This window comes from Pseudoalteromonas galatheae (assembly GCF_005886105.2).
GTDB lineage: Bacteria > Pseudomonadota > Gammaproteobacteria > Enterobacterales > Alteromonadaceae > Pseudoalteromonas > Pseudoalteromonas galatheae.
This window is the reverse complement of record NZ_PNCO02000002.1, coordinates 145,774-166,791: the sequence shown is the minus strand read 5'-3', so window position 1 is coordinate 166,791 and position 21,018 is coordinate 145,774. Positions and strand designations below refer to the sequence as shown.

Annotated in this window: 22 protein-coding genes; 3 read left to right on the top strand and 19 right to left on the bottom strand. The window is 43.0% G+C overall.

From position 1 onward, the window contains the following. Positions 1–52: 52 nt before the first annotated feature. Positions 53–976 carry a sensor domain-containing diguanylate cyclase gene (locus tag CWC29_RS18850; RefSeq protein ID WP_128726561.1) on the bottom strand — a complete coding sequence of 308 codons (924 nt, stop codon included), beginning with the start codon at positions 974–976 and terminating at the stop codon, positions 53–55. Positions 977–1,177: 201 nt separating this feature from the next. Here CWC29_RS18850 and CWC29_RS18845 point away from each other — a divergent pair, with 201 nt between their 5' ends. From CWC29_RS18845 to CWC29_RS18835, 3 genes are all read left to right on the top strand, one after another. Beyond that, positions 1,178–2,353 (top strand): efflux RND transporter periplasmic adaptor subunit, encoded by a 1,176-nt coding sequence (locus tag CWC29_RS18845; protein WP_138522938.1) that lies wholly within the window; start codon positions 1,178–1,180, stop codon positions 2,351–2,353. Positions 2,354–2,355: 2 nt separating this feature from the next. Further along, on the top strand, positions 2,356–5,538 hold the full coding sequence (locus CWC29_RS18840; RefSeq protein ID WP_128726563.1) for an efflux RND transporter permease subunit: 3,183 nt from the start codon (positions 2,356–2,358) through the stop codon (positions 5,536–5,538). 140 nt (positions 5,539–5,678) lie between these two features. After that, positions 5,679–6,047, top strand: coding sequence for an MliC family protein (locus tag CWC29_RS18835; RefSeq protein ID WP_138522936.1), 369 nt, complete (start codon positions 5,679–5,681; stop codon positions 6,045–6,047). Positions 6,048–6,101: 54 nt separating this feature from the next. Here CWC29_RS18835 and CWC29_RS18830 read toward each other — a convergent pair whose 3' ends face one another. The 18 genes from CWC29_RS18830 to CWC29_RS18745 form a co-directional block, all read right to left on the bottom strand. Further along, positions 6,102–6,530 carry a hypothetical protein gene (locus CWC29_RS18830; RefSeq protein ID WP_128726565.1) on the bottom strand — a complete coding sequence of 143 codons (429 nt, stop codon included), beginning with the start codon at positions 6,528–6,530 and terminating at the stop codon, positions 6,102–6,104. A gap of 101 nt (positions 6,531–6,631) precedes the next feature. After that, positions 6,632–7,543, bottom strand: a complete 912-nt coding sequence (secF, locus tag CWC29_RS18825) for a protein translocase subunit SecF (RefSeq protein WP_128726566.1) — start codon at positions 7,541–7,543, stop codon at positions 6,632–6,634. 1 nt (position 7,544) lies between these two features. Then, positions 7,545–9,371 carry a protein translocase subunit SecD gene (gene secD / locus CWC29_RS18820; protein WP_138522935.1) on the bottom strand — a complete coding sequence of 609 codons (1,827 nt, stop codon included), beginning with the start codon at positions 9,369–9,371 and terminating at the stop codon, positions 7,545–7,547. A gap of 116 nt (positions 9,372–9,487) precedes the next feature. Beyond that, entirely contained in the window at positions 9,488–9,964 is a 477-nt protein-coding gene (locus tag CWC29_RS18815) for a hypothetical protein (protein ID WP_128726568.1), read from the bottom strand. Positions 9,965–10,108: 144 nt separating this feature from the next. Continuing rightward, on the bottom strand, positions 10,109–10,384 hold the full coding sequence (locus tag CWC29_RS18810; RefSeq protein WP_088532597.1) for an HU family DNA-binding protein: 276 nt from the start codon (positions 10,382–10,384) through the stop codon (positions 10,109–10,111). A 154-nt stretch (positions 10,385–10,538) separates the two neighbouring features. Beyond that, on the bottom strand, positions 10,539–11,063 hold the full coding sequence (locus CWC29_RS18805; protein WP_138522933.1) for a DUF2878 domain-containing protein: 525 nt from the start codon (positions 11,061–11,063) through the stop codon (positions 10,539–10,541). Continuing rightward, entirely contained in the window at positions 11,035–12,297 is a 1,263-nt protein-coding gene (locus CWC29_RS18800) for an SAM-dependent methyltransferase (protein ID WP_138522932.1), read from the bottom strand. The genes CWC29_RS18805 and CWC29_RS18800 overlap by 29 nt, the downstream gene beginning before the upstream one ends. A 1-nt stretch (position 12,298) precedes the next feature. After that, entirely contained in the window at positions 12,299–13,030 is a 732-nt protein-coding gene (locus CWC29_RS18795) for a DUF1365 domain-containing protein (RefSeq protein ID WP_128726571.1), read from the bottom strand. Continuing rightward, entirely contained in the window at positions 13,027–14,280 is a 1,254-nt protein-coding gene (locus CWC29_RS18790) for an NAD(P)/FAD-dependent oxidoreductase (protein WP_128726572.1), read from the bottom strand. Before CWC29_RS18790 ends, CWC29_RS18795 begins: the two co-directional genes overlap by 4 nt. Continuing rightward, entirely contained in the window at positions 14,273–14,989 is a 717-nt protein-coding gene (locus CWC29_RS18785) for an SDR family NAD(P)-dependent oxidoreductase (RefSeq protein ID WP_128726573.1), read from the bottom strand. Before CWC29_RS18785 ends, CWC29_RS18790 begins: the two co-directional genes overlap by 8 nt. Continuing rightward, positions 14,986–15,411, bottom strand: coding sequence for a nuclear transport factor 2 family protein (locus tag CWC29_RS18780; protein ID WP_138522930.1), 426 nt, complete (start codon positions 15,409–15,411; stop codon positions 14,986–14,988). The genes CWC29_RS18785 and CWC29_RS18780 overlap by 4 nt, the downstream gene beginning before the upstream one ends. A 6-nt stretch (positions 15,412–15,417) precedes the next feature. Further along, positions 15,418–16,797, bottom strand: coding sequence for a deoxyribodipyrimidine photo-lyase (gene phrB / locus CWC29_RS18775; protein ID WP_128726575.1), 1,380 nt, complete (start codon positions 16,795–16,797; stop codon positions 15,418–15,420). Between the two features lie 2 nt (positions 16,798–16,799). Then, on the bottom strand, positions 16,800–17,759 hold the full coding sequence (locus tag CWC29_RS18770; RefSeq protein WP_138522929.1) for a YbgA family protein: 960 nt from the start codon (positions 17,757–17,759) through the stop codon (positions 16,800–16,802). A gap of 15 nt (positions 17,760–17,774) precedes the next feature. Continuing rightward, complete coding sequence (locus CWC29_RS18765) at positions 17,775–18,425, bottom strand: ChrR family anti-sigma-E factor (RefSeq protein ID WP_138522928.1); 651 nt, start codon at positions 18,423–18,425, stop codon at positions 17,775–17,777. Continuing rightward, entirely contained in the window at positions 18,422–19,042 is a 621-nt protein-coding gene (locus CWC29_RS18760; RefSeq protein WP_010377183.1) for a sigma-70 family RNA polymerase sigma factor, read from the bottom strand. Before CWC29_RS18760 ends, CWC29_RS18765 begins: the two co-directional genes overlap by 4 nt. Positions 19,043–19,102: 60 nt before the next feature. Further along, on the bottom strand, positions 19,103–19,675 hold the full coding sequence (locus CWC29_RS18755; protein WP_138522927.1) for an LON peptidase substrate-binding domain-containing protein: 573 nt from the start codon (positions 19,673–19,675) through the stop codon (positions 19,103–19,105). Positions 19,676–19,755: 80 nt separating this feature from the next. Continuing rightward, positions 19,756–20,073 (bottom strand): MGMT family protein, encoded by a 318-nt coding sequence (locus tag CWC29_RS18750; RefSeq protein WP_138522925.1) that lies wholly within the window; start codon positions 20,071–20,073, stop codon positions 19,756–19,758. Further along, positions 20,042–20,953 carry a LysR family transcriptional regulator gene (locus CWC29_RS18745; RefSeq protein WP_128726581.1) on the bottom strand — a complete coding sequence of 304 codons (912 nt, stop codon included), beginning with the start codon at positions 20,951–20,953 and terminating at the stop codon, positions 20,042–20,044. The genes CWC29_RS18750 and CWC29_RS18745 overlap by 32 nt, the downstream gene beginning before the upstream one ends. Positions 20,954–21,018 lie beyond the last annotated feature (65 nt).

Genomic DNA, 21,018 nt, shown 5'->3' with positions numbered 1-21,018 from the left:
TCGAAGGAACTAGCTTAGTTAAGCATTATTACATTTTAACGATTGGCCTTAATTAGTGCGGATTTGGAATAACTTGATTCCTGCCATTAACTTTGGCTTCTTGTAACATTGTATCTGCGCGACGCACAATGCTTTCAACACCAGTCTCGCCCGCGCCAAATTCAGCGACCCCAAAAGAGCTGGTAATATCGACCTCCTCTGCTACGGCAATCTGAAATGATGTCTGCTCAATCAGGTTGCGTGCTCGCTCGGCAACAAGGGTCGCGCCCTCTAACCCAGTATTGGGCAGCACCAACGCGAATTCCTCTCCACCTAATCGGGCTATTAAATCCGTGTCTCTTAACATTTCAGAGAGTAATGAGCTCACATGAACTAATACCATATCTCCCGCTTCATGACCGAATCGCTCGTTAATTGCACGGAAGTTATCAAGATCTGTCAGTATCACACTAAACGGTGTTCTGTAACGTTCATATAACCTAATTTGACTATCAATTTTATCGCTTAGCTGCCTACGACTGGCGACGCCGGTTAATGGATCAGTTTTGGTAATAAAATCAAGTTCTTTACGTAAATGTTCGAGTTCGCTACACATCGCCTTTGTTGTAGTGATATTGTCTCCGTAGATAGCAAAGGCATCATCTTGCAACGGAAAACATCGTAATTTAAAAAACTCACCGTTTAAGGTATCAATTTCAATTTCTGGATAGTCTAATTCACAGCCATTGCTTAAGCCTAAAAACCACTCGGTGAGTTCATCCCCATCGAGCCTGTCATCAAACGTATCGTCTGTTTGTGGGTCGAAGATATTACTCAGTGTGCGCCCAGTTAAATGAGACGAAGGTTGTCCGATTAGCTTTGCCATTGCTTTATTACAAAATTCAAGTACCGATTTGTTGCTGACAATAGCAACTGCATCGTCACTTTTATTCAGCAACACACTCAAAAGGGATTGTAAATGGTTGACGTTAGACATAATTCAATTCCATTAGACTTTTTGTTATTTTAAATCAATCGAGAGGATTTATCTTAGATCTCACGCAAATCACATAAAAAAATCATTTGATTTTTTATTCAAGTCAATTGATTCCAATTAAGCACCAATCATATTCCATTTTACTTATATTTAATGCAACAAATGAAACGTATAGTTACCTCCATACACAAAGGAGGAACTATGTTAAAACCAACGCAACTCGCAACGATTATTTCTGCTTTGCTACTGCTAAGTGCATGTGGCGAAGCTGAGCAGGCAAGCATTCAAACTCCGCCTATTCAACCAATTGATGTAGCTGCAACACCACAAATTAGCATTGCTGATTGGCATACCTATACAACACGTCTTTCTTCTCCAAACGAAGTCGCACTTCGCGCTCGAGTCACGGGAGTGATCAGCTCGGTAAACTTCAAAGAAGGAGATACGGTGCGCCAAGGCGATGTTCTATTTGAGCTGGACGACAGAACTTTCCTAGCTGAGGTTGCCAGCCTTGCCGCACAGGTGAAACGTGCCGAAGCGGCGCTTTCGCAAGCAAAAAGTGAGTCTGCGCGAGCGCTTCGATTAAGCAAGCAAAAAGCGATTTCGACCGAAGAGGTCGATGCTCGTGTTTCGCTTACCGCGCAGCGTGAAGCCGAACTAGATGCGCTTAGGGCTTCATTTAAAGCAGCCCAACTAAACTTAGAGTTTAGTAAGATCACAGCACCAATCAGCGGCAAAATTTCCTTTGCCGAGGTCACTCAAGGTAACACCATTAGAGCAAACGACACGTTACTTACTACGATAGTTGCAACCGATAAGATGTATGCGTACTTCGATATCGATGAACGCACTTGGAATAGTCAGTTTGCATCAGTGACTGAAGGTGAGTCGCTTCCTGTGAAATTACAGCTACTGGGCCGTGAGTCACAGCCAGTTATGGGTGAGCTAGACTTTATTGACAACGCCATTGATGACCATTCCGGAACCCTAAAAGTACGCGCTTCTTTTGATAATCGCAGTGGACAGCTACGACCCGGCTCGTTTGCACGAGTGAGTCTTTCATCCGGTGAGCAAAACGATCGAGTATTAATTCCAGACCGCGCAGTTGGTACAGATCTTAAAAATCGTTTTGTTCTAGTTGTAAATGAGTCTAATACACTTGAATATCGTCTAATCACACTCGGTAATCGCTATGGCAAATTTCGCGCTGTTGAATCGGGTTTAGCCGCAGGAGAGCGTATCGCGGTGAATGGTCCAGCGCGTGTAGGCCCAGGCATGCCAATAAGCCCAAATTCCGTGACGCTTACTTTGCCAGATAACATTGCCACAGAAGTGGTTGCGATGACGCCAAGCGATTCTTCACAAGGATTAAACTAATAATGAAATTTTCCCATTTTTTCATTAAGCGCCCTATTTTTGCGGCGATGATGTCACTCGTGATATTAATCGCTGGGGCCATTTCCCTTTTTCAGCTTCCCGTGAGTGAGTATCCAGAGGTGGTCCCGCCGACCGTTGTGGTATCTGCAACCTACCCCGGTGCCAACCCAAAAGTCATTGCTGAAACCGTTGCAACGCCGCTTGAACAAGAGATCAATGGTGTTGAAAACATGCTGTATATGTTTTCTCAAGCAACCAGTGATGGTCGTTTAACACTTACCGTGACTTTTGCACTTGGTACTGACTTAGACCGAGCCCAAGTGCAAGTACAAAACCGAGTAAATAGCGCTATTCCAAGATTACCGCAAGAAGTACAACGCTTAGGGGTTGTGGCTGAAAAGGCGTCACCAGATCTCACTATGGTGGTGCACTTGGTATCGCCAAGTGGCTCGCATGATACCAGCTACCTCTCTAACTATGCCGATATTTATGTCAAAGATCAGATAGCGCGTTTGCCGGGAGTTGGTGATGTAAAACTATTCGGCGGCGGTAAATACGCGTTGCGGATATGGCTAAACCCCGAGCAATTGGCTGAAAGAAACTTAACCGCAAGCGATGTGGTCCGAGCAATCCAACAACAAAACCGCCAAGTAGCAGCTGGCTCTTTGGGTGCTCAACCCACAACCAATGAAAATCAATTCCAAATTCTGTTAAACGTTAAAGGCCGTTTGGCAGATACCAGTGAATTTGACAATATTATTGTTAGCGTATCAGGCGATGGTGCGATCACTAGACTCAAAGACATTGGCCGAGTTGAGCTTGGACAAGATAACTACGCGTTAAGAGCTTTGCTAGATGGTAACGAAGCGGTGGCAATGCCGATTTTCCAGCGTCCTGGTTCTAACGCGATAGAGCTGTCGGATCAGGTGCGTGAAACCATGAAAGAGTTATCGACACGTTTTCCTGAAGGGGTTGAATACGATATCGTTTACGATCCGACAATCTTTGTTCGCGGCTCAATCGATGCGGTAATTTCGACATTATTAGAAGCCATCGTACTTGTGGTATTAGTTGTTATCTTATTCTTGCAAACATGGCGCGCTTCGATTATTCCGCTGGTGGCCGTGCCTGTATCGTTAGTTGGTACTTTTGCTGCAATGCAGTGGCTTGGTGTTTCTATCAATACGTTGTCGTTGTTTGGTTTGGTACTGGCAATCGGTATCGTAGTCGATGATGCCATCGTCGTGGTTGAAAACGTTGAGCGTAATATTGAAAACGGCCTTGCGCCCTTTGAGGCAACTAAACAAGCGATGTCGGAGGTGACAGGCCCTATTATAGCGATTGCATTGGTGCTTTGTGCAGTGTTTATTCCAACTGCATTTATTACCGGGTTGTCAGGCCAGTTTTACAAACAGTTTGCCCTCACGATCACGATTTCGACGCTGATCTCGGCATTTAACTCATTAACATTATCACCAGCGCTAGCTGCACTACTGTTAAAACCGCACGGTGCTAAACCTGACAAACTCACAGTAGTGTTAGATAAATTGTTTGGTCAGTGGCTATTCAAACCGTTTAATCGCTTTTTTGATAAGGCAGCTCACGGCTATGTTGGACTAGTAAAAAAACTTATTAGACTGAGCACCATTGTGTTGGTGGTTTATTTAGGGTTAATTTTTGCTACTACTAAGTTGTTTAGCACCATCCCTGGCGGCTTTATTCCGCAGCAGGACAAACAGTATCTTGTTGCGATTGCCCAACTGCCAGACGCTGCGAGTTTGGATAGAACAGAAGCCGTTGTACGTGAGATGGAACAAATTGCATTACAGACTCCAGGCGTTTTACATTCTGTGTCTTTCCCTGGGCTTTCAGTAAATGGTTTTACAAACAGCCCAAATAGCGGGATTGTATTTGTTGCCCTAGACAAATTTGAAAATCGCACATCGCCTGAGTTGTATGCGTCGTCAATCGCAGCGCAGCTTAATCAAAAGTTTGCCATCATAGATGAAGCGTTTGTTGCGGTGTTCCCACCGCCACCAATTCAAGGCTTAGGCACCACTGGTGGTTTTAAACTGCAAATTGAAGATAGAGCAAACCTCGGATTTGAAAAACTATTCTCGGACTTACAAGCAGTGATAGCAAAAGCGCAGCAGCAGCCGGAGCTAATGGGACTGTACTCAAGCTTTAGGATCCAAGTACCACAAATGGACATTGATATCGACCGTGAGCAAGCTATGGTACAAGGCGTACCGCTTGAGGAGGTGTTTAATGCATTACAGATCTATTTAGGTTCAATGTACGTTAATGACTTTAACTTATTTGGCCGCACTTATCAGGTCACCGCTCAAGCTGACGCTAACTTTCGCTCAGATCCAGCACAAATTCTGTCTTACAAAGTAAGAAATAACTATGGTCAAATGGTGCCACTTGGCGCAGTACTCAAAGTCACGCCGACAACGGGACCTGATCGTGTTATGCACTATAACGGGTATCCGACTGCCGAGTTAAATGGCAGCCCTGCGCCCGGCTATTCTTCGGATCAAGCGCAAATGGCAATTGAAGCAGTGCTAAACGAAACGCTTAGCGAAGGCATGGCATTTGAGTGGACTGAAGTCACCTATCAGCAGATCCTCGCGGGTAACGTGATGGTGTATATCTTCCCACTGGTTGTACTCTTGGTGTTTATGGTTTTGGCATCGCAATACGAAAGCCTAAAGCTACCATTTGCAATCATCCTCATTGTACCAATGACCATACTGTCAGCATTAGTTGGGGTGTGGCTAACAGGGGGTGACAATAATATCTTTACCCAGATTGCACTTATCGTTTTGGTTGCTTTGGCGTGTAAAAATGCAATCCTAATGGTGGAATTTGCAAAAGAAGAGTACGAGCAAGGCAAGACTAATTTGGAGTCAATTATTGAGGCATGTAAACTACGTTTACGTCCTATTTTGATGACGTCAATTGCCTTTACCGCAGGGGTTGTACCTCTGGTACTTGCAACTGGTGCGGGTGCTGAAATGCGCGAAACCATGGGTATTGCGGTATTCTCAGGAATGATAGGGGTTACCTTGTTTGGTCTATTGTTTACACCAATTTTCTTTATGGTGATGACTAAACGAATATACACGCCAAAAATACGCGAAGCACAGAGTCCCCCTAATACTATTCCTGTAAAGGATTAATTAACTTGTAATCATGTTTAAAGGCCCTCGGGGCCTTTTTTATTCCGCTTTTTATTGCCTTGTAACCACACTATTCACCTTAACTTCATCCGTCTGCGCTAGATTATCAGATACCGTCTTTTTCTCGTCGGAGTCTGTTTATGAAATCTCAAATTGCCTTTGCTATTTTAATTACCACTGCTCTCAGTGCATGTGGCGAGGACATATCAAATCGTAAAATTGAGCTGAGTGAAACACTTAGTCGCTACCAATGCGATAATAATTCGGTGATAAAGGTTGACTACAACGATAGTAATGAGGCAATTGTCCATTTTAACGAACAAGTGGTTAAATTGAAGGTTGCTCGTTCAGCCAGCGGGGCAAAATATCAAGGTGATGGGTTTGTGTGGTGGACAAAAAATAACGAAGGTATGTTGCTTAGACAAGAACAAGATAAAAACAACCGCATCATCGCGCGTTGCGAGATGCGGCCTAATGAAGCCTTGACAGTGAAGGCGCAATCAAACTGATTATAAATGCTCGTCCCAGTAGGTAACGTCACTTATATATAAAATTAGGATGTCTTATACCGACAACTTTTCAGGTGTAGCTAAAGTACTTTTTACAAACTCAATGGCAGCGCCTACATCAGCAAATAAAACTTGATCTAATGGCTCTGGCATACCTATTTCTTTGCGCATTTTTTCAATCTGGCTTTTCGCAATTGCCGACTTCAACACATACGCAGCACTAACACAGCCCAACTGCAAACAGCGCTTTGCTGTGTTTACCAGTAACTTATAGGCTTCTGGTGTCGCAGCTATGGCCTTTTCTGAATAACTCACGTAACCCCATGTCGAGGCGTGGATCTCAGCTCGACATTGCTCTAGCGCCCTAGAAAAATAATGGATCATAGACTCATTAATGTTTCCTTCGAAACAGGCAAAGAGGATATTTTGCTCGGTCCAGAGGGTTACTTTCCCGCACCGAGTTTGATAACTATATTTTGACATTAATCCTTATCCGGCTCCTTTCGAAGTGCGAATTATACATCAGTACGATAAGGTTAAAAAAGAGCAATTGCTACTTTTTTAACCTAAATTGTATCTAAAACTCATGGCTCAGCGAGCTGCCGTTTTGCTGCCTCAGATTCTTCTTTCAGGTAGTTATTAAACGACAACCCTAGAAACTGTGGCAAAGTTGCACTGACAGCCAAAGAAGACAGAGTTCCAATGAGAATGCCGCAACATAACGCCATGGCAAAGCTATTAAGCCCAGCACCGCCTAGCGACCATATCGCTAACACAGTAGTAAGCGTTGTCAAAGAGGTGATCAACGTGCGGCTCATTGAGTCCTTTATCGCTTGGTCTATGGTCTTGCCTACGGGACTGGTCTTCCACTGCTCTTCAAACAGCAACTCCCTAACCCTATCACCAATGACAATCGAATCGTTGAGTGAATAACCAATAATCGCTAGCAGCGCTGCAAGCACAGTTAAGTCAAACTCTACTTGCGTTATTGCAAACAAGCCAAGCGTTACAATCACATCATGGAAAAGCGCGATACTTGCGGAGACGGCCAAGCGCCACTCAAATCTAAACGCCAAGTAAATCAATACACTAAGTAATGCGAATATGCCTGCAAGGCCACCTTGTTCGATTAACTCATTACCCACCTGCGCACCAAGATAACTGGCATCTAATACGCTTGCTTGCCATTGTGTTTCAAGTCCTTCTATCCACTGTTTGACGTGTGTTTCATCGGTGGACTGAGGGGTTTGGAAAACTCGCCAGCTACCATCGTTTTGTAGAGAGATTCGCGCATTTTGAACACCAAGCTCAGCTAGCTTGTTTTGCATTTCTGTTTGGCTCTTTTGCTTGGGTAAGTCGATAACCGTAACGTAACCGCCGGTAAAGTCTTGGCCTAATATAATGCCTTTTTGGGTGATGGCTATGAGACTTGCAAGGACAAGTAACAACCCTGAAATTAGCCCGACGAATCTTGCCTTTTGCGTTTTACTTGTCATTTTACTTTACGCCTTTACGTGATTTTGAATAAAGAGATTCTGATAACATACCGGAGACAACCACACCGGCGAAAATACTGGTTACTATGCCCAGCGCCAAAGTGATCGCGAACCCTTTTACTGGTCCATAACCGATACCAAGCAGGATCAGAGCGGTTATCATCGTGGTTAAGTTAGCATCGATAATACTCGACATGGCTTGTTGATAACCTTGCTTTAATGCAGTAACCATCCCAATGCCTTTACGCCTTAATTCGCGAACTCGCTCGAAAATAATCACATTGGTGTCTACGGCCATACCAATAGTCAAAACTAGGCCCGCAATGCCAGGTAAGGTAAGCACAACACCAGGAAGCAGCGACATTAATCCAATCAGGCAGACTAGGTTTACCAATAATGAGGTAATGGCTACTGCGCCTAGCTTGCGATACCACACTGCCATAAACAGTAAAGTTAGGCTTAACCCTAATGCCAATGCTTTAAAGCCACTTTCAATATTTTTTTCACCTAATGAAGGACCAATGGTTTGCTCTTTAACTATGGTGATTGGTGCGTCAAGAGAACCCGCCCGCAACAATAATGCTAACTCCTGCGCGTGTTCCATTGACTGCATATTGGTAATACTAAATCGAGTATTTAATACTTGTTGAATAGTGGCGACTGAAATCACTTCTGTGTTGCGCTTAATCTCTCCTTTCGTATCCGCGTAATATTCACTGAATACAGTGGCCATTGGTTTACCAACATTGTTTCTAGAAAATCGATTTATCTTTTCACCACCTTGAGAGGATAAGAATAGCTGCACTAAAGGCTTTCCATATTCGTCTCTTCCTGCTGTTGCAGACTCAATTTCATCACCGCCAAAAATAGCAACTGGGTCGATAGAAACCAAAGCGCCAGATTTATCCTTTAATTTTTGACCTCCCACTTCCTGTAATGCATGAAATGAAAGCTTTGCTGTTGCTCCGATAATACGCTTGGCTTGTTCCGGGTCTTGCACGCCAGGCAATTCAATTCGTATATAATTAGTGCCTTGACGTTGAGTAACCGCTTCTGTGATCCCGAGCTCCTCAATACGTGAACGTAAAGTAGACAGCGCTTGGGTCATTAACTGCTTATCGAACTCTACTTTTTTCGTTTCTGCAAAGCGGAAGTTAACTTTCGTTAAAGTGCCCTGTTTATGAGTTGTACTGGTAAACTGTGGATAAAGATCGCGCAGTGTCGCCGTAAGCGCAACTAGTTCGTTTTGTCCTTGCGCTTTTGCGACGACCTCAACCTGCTCACCACTGATAACTTGAGGAATAGATAGGTTCCGGTAACGATTTTTGATCCGTAAGCTATTGGCCTCATCTGCGAGTGACTGCAATTTATTTTCGGCCGCTTGTTCTGTGTCAACCTTGAGTACGAACAACACGCCGCCGTCCAAGTCGAGCCCGAGCTTGATAGGTTTGAGTCCAGTACTTTCTAACCACTGTGGCATCGTTGAAGCACTAATTACCTTAACACTTAGCTTGGAGTGAGACTCTGCCATATACGCACGCGCCTCAGCGGTTAGCGTGCGGTTTTCAAGTTCAACTAAATAGCCATCTTGATGAGACTCGATTTGCTTGACTTTGAATCCCTCTCCTTCTAGCTGAGATTTAAGCTCAGGCAGCGACACAACCTCGTTACTACTTGCTTGAATTTGAATCAAATTCTTATTGGGATACAAGTTTGGTAGTGCACAAAGGATCAACAGGAACACAATAAGCGCTGTGAAAAAGCGTTTTGCACGCGCTGCGGTACCACGAGAGGTTGATATCCTCGCTGGTGAATTTATATCTTTCATATTTTTCTCATTATCTATCTGAGCGATACCTTTTTGCTAACGAATAGTGGTTATACAGACGTTAGAGTGGGTATCAAAAACTACTATTTGGGTGCTTTATTGGTAGTAGATAATGATTAAGAGGCGAAGCTTAGGCTGCCTTTGAAGGTTAGGTTTGCCGGTTTACAGTTATCGATAAAGCCATTATTTGGCCGAGTATCACACATATACCAAGGCATGGGCTTAGGTCTATTGGTGTCATAGACAGAGGCCGGTACATATTTTTCTGCTGCGAGTTCAAATACAAGCGCATACTCGGCTTGTTGTTTAGGATGTAGAAAATAACTAGGGTGGCTAGTACGCTCGCGTTCCGGCAATAAGCCCTTTTCGTGATGCGTAGTTTCACCACTGAGCTTAATTGGGGTCGCAGGACGAGGTTTACTTGGTAACTGATTGAAGTCAGCGAGGCCCTTATGAGCGATGTTTTCGAAGCTCGTTATATGAGTATCAGAAGTATGGGATAAGTTATCATCAGGCGTCCCTGTCGCGCACGCAGCAGCTACCCATGATAACATGAGTAATGACATAACGGCGAAAAGGTTAGAACGCTTCATGAAAACTGACTAAACAACTTATTAGATAAAAACTGTAGATTGGGGCGATGGTAGCAAATTCAAGATAGGGGTATCAATTATAATGAATATGATAGGCATAAAAAAACCTCCGACTTGGGAGGTTTTTCTCGTCCAGCGAGTGGATTAAGGATTTACTTGGTCTTTTAGGCCTTTACCTGCTTTGAATGAAGGAATGTTCGCAGCTGGGATTTGGATTTCAGCGCCAGTTTGTGGGTTACGACCAGTACGCGCAGCGCGCTCTTTTACTGTGAATGTGCCAAAACCAACTAAAGCAACAGAACCGCCATCTTTTAGTGTGTTAGTTACTGCGCCAGTAAACGCTTCTAAAGCACGAGTTGCCGCTGCTTTTGAAATCTCTGCGTCTGCCGCCATCTTTTCAACTAGTTGAGCTTTATTCATTATTAGATTCCTATAACTTTATAATTTGCCTAAGCAAAACCTATGTTTATGCATTTTGCGTTTATGTGCAACCCCCAAATTGCGAAATTCGCCGAAATATTTATTATTTTATTGCGTTTCGCCCCGGATCCTGTGGGTTTGTAATCAAACGCTATCAATTTGCTGGCAACTGCGCAAGCTTTGTACCCCATAAAATGCGATTAAAACTCACTATCAAGTAGAATCCCACACTCCACAGCGCGCCAAAAACTGGCCAAAAAACGTACCAAGGCATTGATATAGAAATGACGCCAAAGTTAGCTGCTCCAAGATAGCTTGGTGGCGCGCAAACCAAAAATATCACTAATAATATCGGCGCCTTGAGAGCTAATAGTTTGGAAAGTGCATTATTTATTGTCAGTACCAATGCAATCCACAAAACCCAAAGCCAAAGCGGAACTAATTCACTACCTTGATAATTGATAAGCTGGGTTTTGACCGCAATCAGTTCAATGCCCACTCCTATGGCAGGGCCTACGAGCGCAAGCACCAAGTTGAGACGTTTATTTTGATGCCCTGCGAGCATGACGAGACAGCCAACCAACATCAACCAAAGTGCGTCTGCTCGAAAAAATAATGCAGCAAACCAAATACTTTGGAAGAGTAGCGCGTTAGTAATCCAATGTTTGAGTACAGACATGTGACTGATATCTTGGTTTTCTGGCGACTAAATGTACTGCACTGGTTGCTCTTTGTTTAAACGCCCCTTCGCAGTAGCATAAATAAAATTGCCAAAGGCGATAAAAGCGCTCATCGAAACGTTTACCATCAAGTGAAGGCCATGCTTTTTCAAACCGAACACGCCAATCGTATAGCGTTCTGGCGTAGTGCAGACCGATATCATGGAGTTCATGGACAACCATATCTGTGGAATTTACGATTTGTTTGCTCATTTCACTCACGGAAGGAAGACAACCGCCGGGAAAAATGTACTGCTGAATGAAATCCGATTGCTTAAGGTAGTGCTGATAACGTTGACAAGCTATAGTAATAGCTTGAATAAGCATTGCGCCTGTCGGCTTTAATAAGTCGTTACATTTAGCAAAAAAGCCCGATAAATACGCGTGTCCAACTGCTTCAATCATTTCAATTGATACCAGCTTGTCGTACTGGCCATCCAATTCGCGATAATCTTTTTTTAGTAACGTGATATGCTGCTGCAACCCTTCTTTTTCAACCAATGCTTTTACGTACGCATGCTGCTCTTCTGAAATAGTTGTCGTGGTTATATGGCAGCCGTAGTTTTTCGCAGCATAAACCGCAAATGCCCCCCACCCTGTGCCAATTTCAACAACTTTGTCAGTTGACTGAAGATCCAACCGCTCACAGATTGCTGCTAACTTATGTTGCTGCGCTTCTTCAAGCGATGCCTCCTTTGAGGGATACACTGCACTAGAATAAAGCATTTCTTCACTTAAAAACGATTCATATAGGTCGTTACCAAGGTCGTAGTGGGCGACAATGTTACGCTTTGATCCTTGTTTTGAGTTTTTGTTTTTAAGATGCTTTATCTTATTCACAATGCCGGAGAAAAATGCAAACTTATTTTCAAAGGCATCCAGCTGAGCTTGGTTTAGGACGAAGATCTCAATCAGTTTGGTTAAATCTGAACAACTCCAGTGACCAAGAATGTAAGATTCCCCCGCTCCAACACTGCCGCCAAGTGCAAATAGCTTATACATTTGAGCTGAATGAACATGAATATCAACGCTTAGGCTTGTTTCTGGGTCACCAAAACAGTATTTTTGGTCGCCTTCGACAAGTACCACTTTTCCGGTTTCTAAAGTATTCAACGCGCCAAAGACGAGTTTTTTATACAATCTATCAAACGTAGAAAGCGAAATTGATGAGGATATTATCGTGGTATTTTCCATCTTATACTCTTCCGGGATGCCCAACAAAAGGCACTTTTTTTAAGAACAACTTCAACGCTTGCCAATAAATACCTTTAGCTATGCTCCATGTCATTGCAGGAAACCGCTTGAGCAATTGATTAATATTTGCTTCATTGAGTTCCTGCTTTTTGAGCGTCATCGTGGCATCAAATAGCAACTCGTCACCTTTTCTATTTTCAATATGAATTAGTGTCTTGCTACCAGGTGGCTTCACTTTCCAATGGTAGTGCATATCCAAATTCATAAAAGGTGATACGTGAAATTCTTTTTTAAAGTTCACATCTTTATTTAATTCAACTAAATAAAAATGACGCTCATTCCAAGGCGTGTTACTTACCTCGGCAAGCATATGACTAAAACCAGAGCCCTTTTCGTCTTCAAAAAAGTAGAAATTAACTGGACTGAAATAAAAGCCTAAACAGCGTATTTGCGCCATTAAATATACTTTTATTTGTGAAGAAACGGGCTTTCCTAGTGCATTTGACTTGGCACGTGCGCGCTCAACTAAGCTTTCCCCTTCTGTGATAATATAGTCAGCTTGGTTAAACTTAAGCAGTTTTAAACCAGATGTACCAAACTTTGGTGAAACGCTATTGAGTGCGTCAATTTCACTTAAATCTAGCCACATCATATACATGGGATAGGAAAATACGTGATTGGCATGGGCAAACCGCCGATGCCTGACTTTGCCCACCAGTATTGCACTATTCAAAATGAGATACCCAATTGCTCAGCCACATCTACTGCACTTCTCACACCATCTTCATGAAAACCGTTGAACCAGTATGCACCACAAAAATAACTATGGTGTTTACCATCAATATCAGCTTTACGTTTTTGAGCCGCAATGCTGGTGGTATTGAAAACCGGATGATGATAAACAAAACGGCGGATCACTTTGTCTTCAGCTATCCCTTCATCATGATTTAACGTGACGCAGTATTGATGTTTAGCGTCAAACCCTTGCAGTATGTTCATTTGATAGGTGACAACAGCGGCTCTGTCCGTCGCTTCGTTTAATAAATAGTTCCAACTGGCCCACGCCAGCGGACGTTTTGGCAATAACCGAGTGTCAGTGTGTAGCACTACAGAGTTTGCAGTATAAGGGATGGCACCAAGTATCGCTTGTTCATCACTCGATGGGGTATTTAGTAATGCTAAAGCCTGATCGCTATGACACGCAAAGACGACTTTATCGAAGTACTCATTACTACCATCTTTGAAGATGATGGTCACACCAGCCTCATCACGAACCACTGTTTCGATGTCAGCATTAAGCACAATATTGTCTTTAAATTCTGCCACCAATGGTTGAATGTATTCCCTGGAACCACCTGGGATAACATACCATTGAGGGCGATTGGTGATGTCCAAGAGCCCATGGTTGAAGAAAAACTGGACAAAGAACTTAGCTTCAAAGTCGAGCATTTCTTTGATACTAGTTGACCAAATCGCGGCACCCATAGGCAAGATGTAATGCAATTTAAAAAATTCATTAAAGTGGTGCTTCTCTAGAAGTTTGCCGAGCGTTTCAACACCTTCATAATCGTCTTTTTCATACAGTGACTTACAGAGACCATTAAAACGTACAATATCCTTTAGCAATCGCCAGAAAGTTGGTCTCAATAGGTTACGCTTTTGCGCAAATAATGTGCGGAGTGAGTGGCCATTGTACTCAAATTTGGATTGACTGTTGTGAACGCTAAAGCTCATTTCAGTTTCTTGACGACTAATACCGATCTCAGCCAGTAGTTTTTCAAATTTTGGATAGGTTCTGTCGTTAAATACGATAAAGCCAGTATCAATCGCGAGTTTTTCGCCTTGGTGTTCAACATCAATAGTTGCCGTATGACCGCCAATATAATCATTTTTTTCAAACACTTTTACGTCATGTTGACGACTTAAAAGGTATGCTGCAGTCATACCTGAAATACCGCTTCCAATTATTGCAATCTTAGCCACGAGCTATCCTTTTTGCGAGAGGTAACCACAGCGAAAATGGTAGTAACCTGAAAAATTTTAAAAATAGGGTAAATCTTTTCGGAAAATGTATTTCTTTTTTGCGTTTCTCTATTCCTTTACTGATGTAGTCAACGGCGTCATCGACGCTTACAATAAATGGCATCGGAAAATCGTTTTTGTCGGTTAGTGGCGTTTCTACAAAGCCCGGATGAACTAAGGTTACGTCTATTTTTTTTAATGTCGCGGTCAGAGTGCGGGCTAAATAACTCACAGCCGCTTTTGACGCGCCATACGCTTCAGCACGAGGTAAAGGTAAAAAGGCACTACTGGAACTTACGATACAAAGTTGCCCGCCAACTTTCATTTTTGGGAGTAATACGTCTAGGCAGTGTCCAATTGAGATGACGTTGATATTCATTACTCGTTCGAACAAATGGCCGTCGAATTGATTAGGATTATCAATATACTCGCAACCACCTGCGTTGAGGATCACTAGATCCAAGCCGTCAATGTCTTCAAGGTTGTGCTCCAACTCATCGCGATTTGTTAGATCAAATGCCCTGCCCTTCGTCCCTACGGTATTTTCTAATTCATTTAAAACTTCCGTATTGCGACCACAGACAGTTACATGATGAGACTGCTTCGCATAGTATTCAGCAAGGCCTTTGCCTATACCTGATGTTGCGCCGGTAATTAAAATATTACTCATGCCGTGATCCTTTTGTCTAAAAGCCGAATAACCCCCCCAAGCAGGGGAATTTGGCGATATAGCATTTGCGCACTGTCGAAATAATCCCGATGCTGTGACACTTTGTCACCGATAAAATTCAGACGACTATGACCATCGACTTTGATATCCTTGCCACCATTTAGCTTGCGGTGTTGGTATGTCATAGTCCAGTAAATGAAGCTAATGTCATCAACTTCATAACTGTTGGTAACAAGAAACTCTATATCGGAGACGTTCTCATATAACCCCTGAAAATAGCTTGTTAGCGCGTCAAGCCCTTGAATTTTATGAAAAGGGTCTACAAAGCTGATGTCCTCGGTGTAGATTGAAGCCAATTTACCAAGGCTGTGCCTGTCTATTTCATTATAAATTGCCACGAATCGCTGCGTTCTGTGATCCATACCTATTTAAACCTTAAATGCGTCAAGTGCTCTCGCCCTTGCCTCTTTATGTTCAACCAGCGGTTCTGCATAATCGTCGTTTCCGCCAAATGCAGCTAGATAGTCATGAGGAAAGTGTATATGCTTCGCTGGAACATTTTTCAATTCAGGCACATATGTACGGATAAAGGAACCATCGGGATCAAACTTTTCGCTCTGCGTGATGGGATTAAAAATACGAAAATAAGGCTGTGCGTCACAACCTGTGCTCGCAGCCCACTGCCAGCCACCATTATTACTGGCAAGGTCACCATCTATTAATTTAGACATAAAATAGGCTTCGCCTTCACGCCAATCGATGAGCAGATGTTTAGTTAAAAAACTAGCAACAATCATGCGTAGTCGATTGTGCATCCAGCCGGTTTTATTGAGCTGACGCATTGCTGCATCGACGATTGGGTAGCCGGTCTGACCATTGCACCAAAGCTCAAATGCCTGATTATCGTCCCGCCATCTAATCGCGTTGTATTTATCATTGAAATTGAAGCCCTTGCATAAACGCGGATAAGCGACAATGAGATGACGATAAAACTCACGCCAGATGAGTTCGTTTACCCAACAAAACTCTGGCTTACTTGGGTTTTCAAGCACTTCAGGGTAGTGAAGTTGGATCTGCGCGATGAGCTGCTTGGGCGATATAATGCCTAATGCCAAATAGGGGCTAAGTCCCGAGGTTCCTTTGATTGCTGGAAAATCACGGTCATCTTGGTAGTCTGCTAGCTTGTTCTTAATAAAGCGATTTACTATCGTCACAATAGCATTATCATCGGCTGGCCATTTTTCTGACTCATTGGTTATTTGGAAGAAAGCCGGCTTTTTGAAATTTGCATCGTGTTGTTTGTCCAATGGCCAGCTAGGGAAGTGAAATTGCTGCCCCACGAAAAGTTTTAACCATGCTTTTTTAAATGGAGTAAACACCTTGAACATCTCACCAGACCCTGTAAGCACAGAGCCAGGTTTGGCAACGAGATCACCGTCGAATAACTTCAACGTAATCACAGTTGCACACGCTTCGTCGCGCGCCACTTCATTTACTTCGTACTCTTTATTTGCATACAAGCAATCAATGCCGTTATCGTCACAAACCGTTTGTAGCTGCTCCGGTAGCTCAGCAAAAGTAGTGGCTTCAATTATATGTAAAGTAATGCCAAATTCGCTAAGCTGATTGCCAAGTTCAAGCAGCCTGCGCTCAAGTAGGTCGAGCTGAATACTTGCAACCCTGTGTGATTGCCACTGAGATTTGCAATAAAAAAAAAGCGCATCACGTGCGCCCTCATTCACGGCTTCAATCAAAGCCTCGTTGCCGTAAACCCTGAGATCACGGCGAAACCAAAAAGCTGTTTTCATTATTAAATTCCGAATCTTAAGCGCAGTTCATTGGGATATGGGTCAAAGTACACTTGGCTTTGCAGATATTCTTTGGGGTGCACAGTAAGGTGATGTTTGAGCAAGGTCAACGGCACATACAGAGGTACGATACCTTTGCGATACTGCTCTATTGCACCACACATTTCCTGCTTTTCGATGCTTGAAAGCTCGTTCTTGAAGTACCCCTGCAGATGCGTTAGCGTGTTTGCTTGGTTTTTACGATTGGCGGGCTTGCTGAGAGCAGACATTAAACCGCTTATATACTTCTGTTTCAGTACCTCTCTATCAAATTGCTTGCCATCGCCAAGTAAACGGCCTAAGTCTTTGTAAGCTTGGTAGTTATGGCTCATCAGCAGATACTTATGTTTAGCATGAAAATTCGTTAATTCATGTAAGCCAATACTTTCAGATTGGGTCAATTCCTGCCAACTTTTATAGACGAAAACCCGCATCACGAAGTTTTCTCTGAGGTGCATGTCGTTAAGCCTGCCATTTTCCTCACAGGGTAAAAGCGGATTGTGTTTCATGATCTGCTCAGCAAAAATACCAATCCCTTCGGATGTATTTCCTGTTCCAGCCTCGTTATATACCTTGACACGCTCCATTCCGCAGCTTGGGCTTTTAGCGCAAAATATAAACCCGGAAAGGCTTTGTGTTTGAGACGTCGCAACCTTTTCACCAAATTCTTTGAGCTTTGGTGCTACGTCTTCTTTACCATCGGGACGGCTAACTTTAATAATGTCCCCGACACGGATCTGCCTGATGGTTGGTCGTGGAATTGGCATGCCTATCGCGACTTCTGGGCAAAAGCGCGTGTATTCGACATGTTCAGCGAACTCATCCATACAAAAGTTTGAACGCTTATGACCAGAGTCAAAGCGAACTTTGTCTCCGGCCAAACAAGCGCTAATACCAATTTTTATTGGTGATGAAAACTTCATTTCGCAACTATTCCTTTAATAAATTAACTTACCAATTGGGTTTAACAATTTGCTTAAGCCTTTGTTAAAGTGTAGTGCACTACTCACTACAGTAAAGCACAAGCACCCATCTTTCGTCCGCGGAGAATGGTTGTGTTTACCATCTTGCCAAATAAAGTCGCCCGGTACATATTCCCCCGCTTCATCCGCAAAATCGCCGTCAAGTAGCAAGGTAATCTCAAAGCCTGTATGGGTATGCTCAGGGATGTCACCTTCAGCGCCAATTTGGAGAAGGCTTGAACGCAGGTCCCCGTCTTCTAACAATAACCGAGAGCGGGCGATTTTGCCTACACCTGAAAATTTGGTGCGGTCGATATTCGCAATAGCACGAGGTAACTGAACATCTCTACCTTGATAGTGAAATGTTGGCTGAATATATTCTTTAACTTCGTCGATTTCATTATCCACAGTTATAGCTTGCATCATTGCTTCAAAATCGCAGCTTAATGTAGAGTCGCTTTTTCCTCCAAGCTGAATACTCGCTTCTTGCGCTTCAAGTTGTTGAGTTTTTTTCCGGCAACAAGGACACATTTCGACATGAGCTGCAATTGCAACACTGATGCTTGCGGGCAAATTGCCTTCAACAAATTGGCTTAATAATGAGTCATTCGGGTGATGCTTAATCATGCTTGATCTCCCATTTCTGCGCGAAGTTTTTGTAAAGCGAGACGTAAACGTGATTTCACTGTCCCTACAGGTATATTAAGATGCTCAGCCAATTGCTCTTGAGACATTTCTTGAAAATACACGCCTTTTACTATGTCTCGTTGTGCTGGCGGCAACTTATTAATATATTTTTGGATTTGCGCGGTTTGCAAGTGATCTTGAAAACCGTCATCGTCAGCCTGAGAGTCTTGAATTATCGGCCATATATCTTCACTGATGTGTTCTTCTTTATTACTTTTCATCTTACGCAAAGCATCGAATGACGCGTTACGCATTACAGTATAGATCCACGTTGTGGCTGCACCTTTATCATGATGATATAGGTGGGCTTTACGCCATACTGACGTCATCGTGTCTTGCACGAGTTCCATCGCTTGGGCGTCGTTACCAAATTGTTTTACGCCAAAGCGCCTAATTTTTGGTGCAAAGTACTCGAACAAGAATGCAAAGGCTTTGCGATCTCGTTTTTCTGCAACCTTAACCAAGGCGTCTGATAACGCTTGAGATGGAGTTTCTTGCACTGCTTTGCGAGTTCCTGACTGAACGTTGCAATCTGTAGATTGCTGTTGGCCTAACATAGCTCACCTTCCAATTTATAATTATAAGCCTTGATACGTAGGTCAAGCTGGAACAGATCACTATTTTTCATCTAAAACAGTATGTAAGAAATCTGCCACCTGTTCAAATGTTTGTGCCTGTTTTATTTTCAGTTTTTGAGACATAGAAATAGGTAAGATTTCTAACCACCGATAAACGACCCATAGCGGTTGTGTAAAGTGTTTCTCACGATATAAATCATCAAGAACAGGATTTGCTATAAAAACACTGTGAAGCTTATCGACAAGCGAGTCGTCAATTAAATTATATGCCGCTTCACTACATTGCCATGGCGGGCCGTCAATGATCTCGCACTTTCCGTAACGTAGAGATTGCGAGTCAACTTCTACACCATTTATCGAGACACGTGATACTGCCTCAACATCGATAAGCAACTGGCCATCGTCGTCCTGTGAGAAATCAACAATTTTTACGTGCACTCCTTCACTAGGCACATTATATGGCATGTCGTCTACGTATGGGCATAACACAAATCCTTGCTCTGTTTTAGCAGCCTCTTTTATCATATATAAGTAGCGCTGCTCGAAAATCCGCAGCCGAGTGAACCCGCCTGGGAGCAAGAATATTGGCAATGGAAATAAAGCTAGTTTCATAATTCCCGTTCAAATACTCAAAAACTAACGATAATTACGACTACGCTATTTATCTGGATCAATTCACGCCAAAATTATAATTACTCCCAAACACAGCATTTAGCTATCACGTGATTCTTTGAAAACACAACGCCCTCAGCTTGTAAACGTGACTTTTGCTCCAAAAATTTAATACTATCTTGAGGAAATGAAAGACGCCGCTGGCTATTTACTACTCTATACCATGGTAACGTTGAGCCGTGTGGTAGATTCTTTAGCAATTGACCTACCTTTCTGGCATGTTTAGGAAAGCCAGCCAATCTCGCGACTTGTCCATATGAAGCCACTTTTCCAAATGGAATGCCGCCAATCACGGTAAAAATTTTTTCAGCTAATTCTTGCTGCTCGCTGCTTTTCATATTGAATATTTAACTCTTTTAGTTTGTCCCAGAAATATCGCGCAACGGGTCCATGATGAGAAATATGTAACCGAAACGCGTGAATTTCAGCTTCAAACTCATCATTTCTATCGACTACCCTAACTCGCTGTAAAATTCCGGACTCGATCTCTTCTCGGCATAGGTCTAGACCAATCAACGCATAGCCCATCCCCTGCAACAAATAGCGCTTTATGGCCAGCGTATCATCTAGTTTCATGACATTATTGCTGTTGCGGTATGCTAGGCGTTCACTATCAAAATTAAACTTGCTCTCTTTCATTGCAAGAGAAGGGTACTGAGCAAGTTCTGCAAAACTAAGTTCGGACGGCATGTAATCTGTCAACGACACTAAACCTAGCTTTACGCGGCCAATCGCCATAGACTCTAAATCCCCAGTAGAGTGAAATAAGTCGAACCACGGGCCGATCCCTAAATTGGCTAAACCTTGAGTTACCTGCTCTAGCGCGAAAAAACGCTTACCACTAGAAATATTCATTTCCGTTGCTGGGAATTTGACAAAAGCATTGCCCAAAACTTGATCAATTTGATTCTGATATACGAGTGGTTCGTAACAGATGTTAAATCTTGGCTCGTTGCCCGCCGCAAATTCAGTCGCGAGTAATGACAGATCTCTATGATGATTCAGTAATTTTTCGGCTTCGAAGTAAAAACGACGGCCCTGATCCGTTAACACATTGCGATATTTCTCACGTTCAAAAAGGGCAAATCCCAAAGATTGTTCTAATCTTTTAATTGATTGAGAGACCGCAGGCTGCGTCTTGTGAAGCTTATTTGCTGCTTCGGTAAGGCTAGATGCCTCAACAACGGTGCAAAACGCCGCTAAGTCCGAAATCTTCATAAATAAATCTTATGCAGTATAGAATGATTTATAATTTTTATTTTATATGTAATTCCATTATTCTG

Bases quoted from the DNA above. Each gene is read 5' to 3' on its own strand.
- CWC29_RS18835 (WP_138522936.1), top strand. From the start codon at position 5,679: ATGAAATCTCAAATTGCCTTTGCTATTTTAATTACCACTGCTCTCAGT.
- CWC29_RS18840 (WP_128726563.1), top strand. From the start codon at position 2,356: ATGAAATTTTCCCATTTTTTCATTAAGCGCCCTATTTTTGCGGCGATG.
- CWC29_RS18755 (WP_138522927.1), bottom strand. From the start codon at position 19,675: ATGAAACTAGCTTTATTTCCATTGCCAATATTCTTGCTCCCAGGCGGG.
- CWC29_RS18785 (WP_128726573.1), bottom strand. From the start codon at position 14,989: ATGAGTAATATTTTAATTACCGGCGCAACATCAGGTATAGGCAAAGGC.
- CWC29_RS18845 (WP_138522938.1), top strand. From the start codon at position 1,178: ATGTTAAAACCAACGCAACTCGCAACGATTATTTCTGCTTTGCTACTG.
- CWC29_RS18830 (WP_128726565.1), bottom strand. From the start codon at position 6,530: ATGTCAAAATATAGTTATCAAACTCGGTGCGGGAAAGTAACCCTCTGG.
- phrB (WP_128726575.1), bottom strand. From the start codon at position 16,797: ATGAAAACAGCTTTTTGGTTTCGCCGTGATCTCAGGGTTTACGGCAAC.
- CWC29_RS18810 (WP_088532597.1), bottom strand. From the start codon at position 10,384: ATGAATAAAGCTCAACTAGTTGAAAAGATGGCGGCAGACGCAGAGATT.
- CWC29_RS18780 (WP_138522930.1), bottom strand. From the start codon at position 15,411: ATGGATCACAGAACGCAGCGATTCGTGGCAATTTATAATGAAATAGAC.
- CWC29_RS18850 (WP_128726561.1), bottom strand. From the start codon at position 976: ATGTCTAACGTCAACCATTTACAATCCCTTTTGAGTGTGTTGCTGAAT.
- secD (WP_138522935.1), bottom strand. From the start codon at position 9,371: ATGAAAGATATAAATTCACCAGCGAGGATATCAACCTCTCGTGGTACC.
- CWC29_RS18750 (WP_138522925.1), bottom strand. From the start codon at position 20,073: ATGAAAAGCAGCGAGCAGCAAGAATTAGCTGAAAAAATTTTTACCGTG.
- CWC29_RS18770 (WP_138522929.1), bottom strand. From the start codon at position 17,759: ATGAAGTTTTCATCACCAATAAAAATTGGTATTAGCGCTTGTTTGGCC.
- CWC29_RS18805 (WP_138522933.1), bottom strand. From the start codon at position 11,063: ATGTCTGTACTCAAACATTGGATTACTAACGCGCTACTCTTCCAAAGT.
- CWC29_RS18815 (WP_128726568.1), bottom strand. From the start codon at position 9,964: ATGAAGCGTTCTAACCTTTTCGCCGTTATGTCATTACTCATGTTATCA.
- CWC29_RS18800 (WP_138522932.1), bottom strand. From the start codon at position 12,297: ATGGAAAATACCACGATAATATCCTCATCAATTTCGCTTTCTACGTTT.
- secF (WP_128726566.1), bottom strand. From the start codon at position 7,543: ATGACAAGTAAAACGCAAAAGGCAAGATTCGTCGGGCTAATTTCAGGG.
- CWC29_RS18760 (WP_010377183.1), bottom strand. From the start codon at position 19,042: ATGTTAGGCCAACAGCAATCTACAGATTGCAACGTTCAGTCAGGAACT.
- CWC29_RS18745 (WP_128726581.1), bottom strand. From the start codon at position 20,953: ATGAAGATTTCGGACTTAGCGGCGTTTTGCACCGTTGTTGAGGCATCT.
- CWC29_RS18765 (WP_138522928.1), bottom strand. From the start codon at position 18,425: ATGATTAAGCATCACCCGAATGACTCATTATTAAGCCAATTTGTTGAA.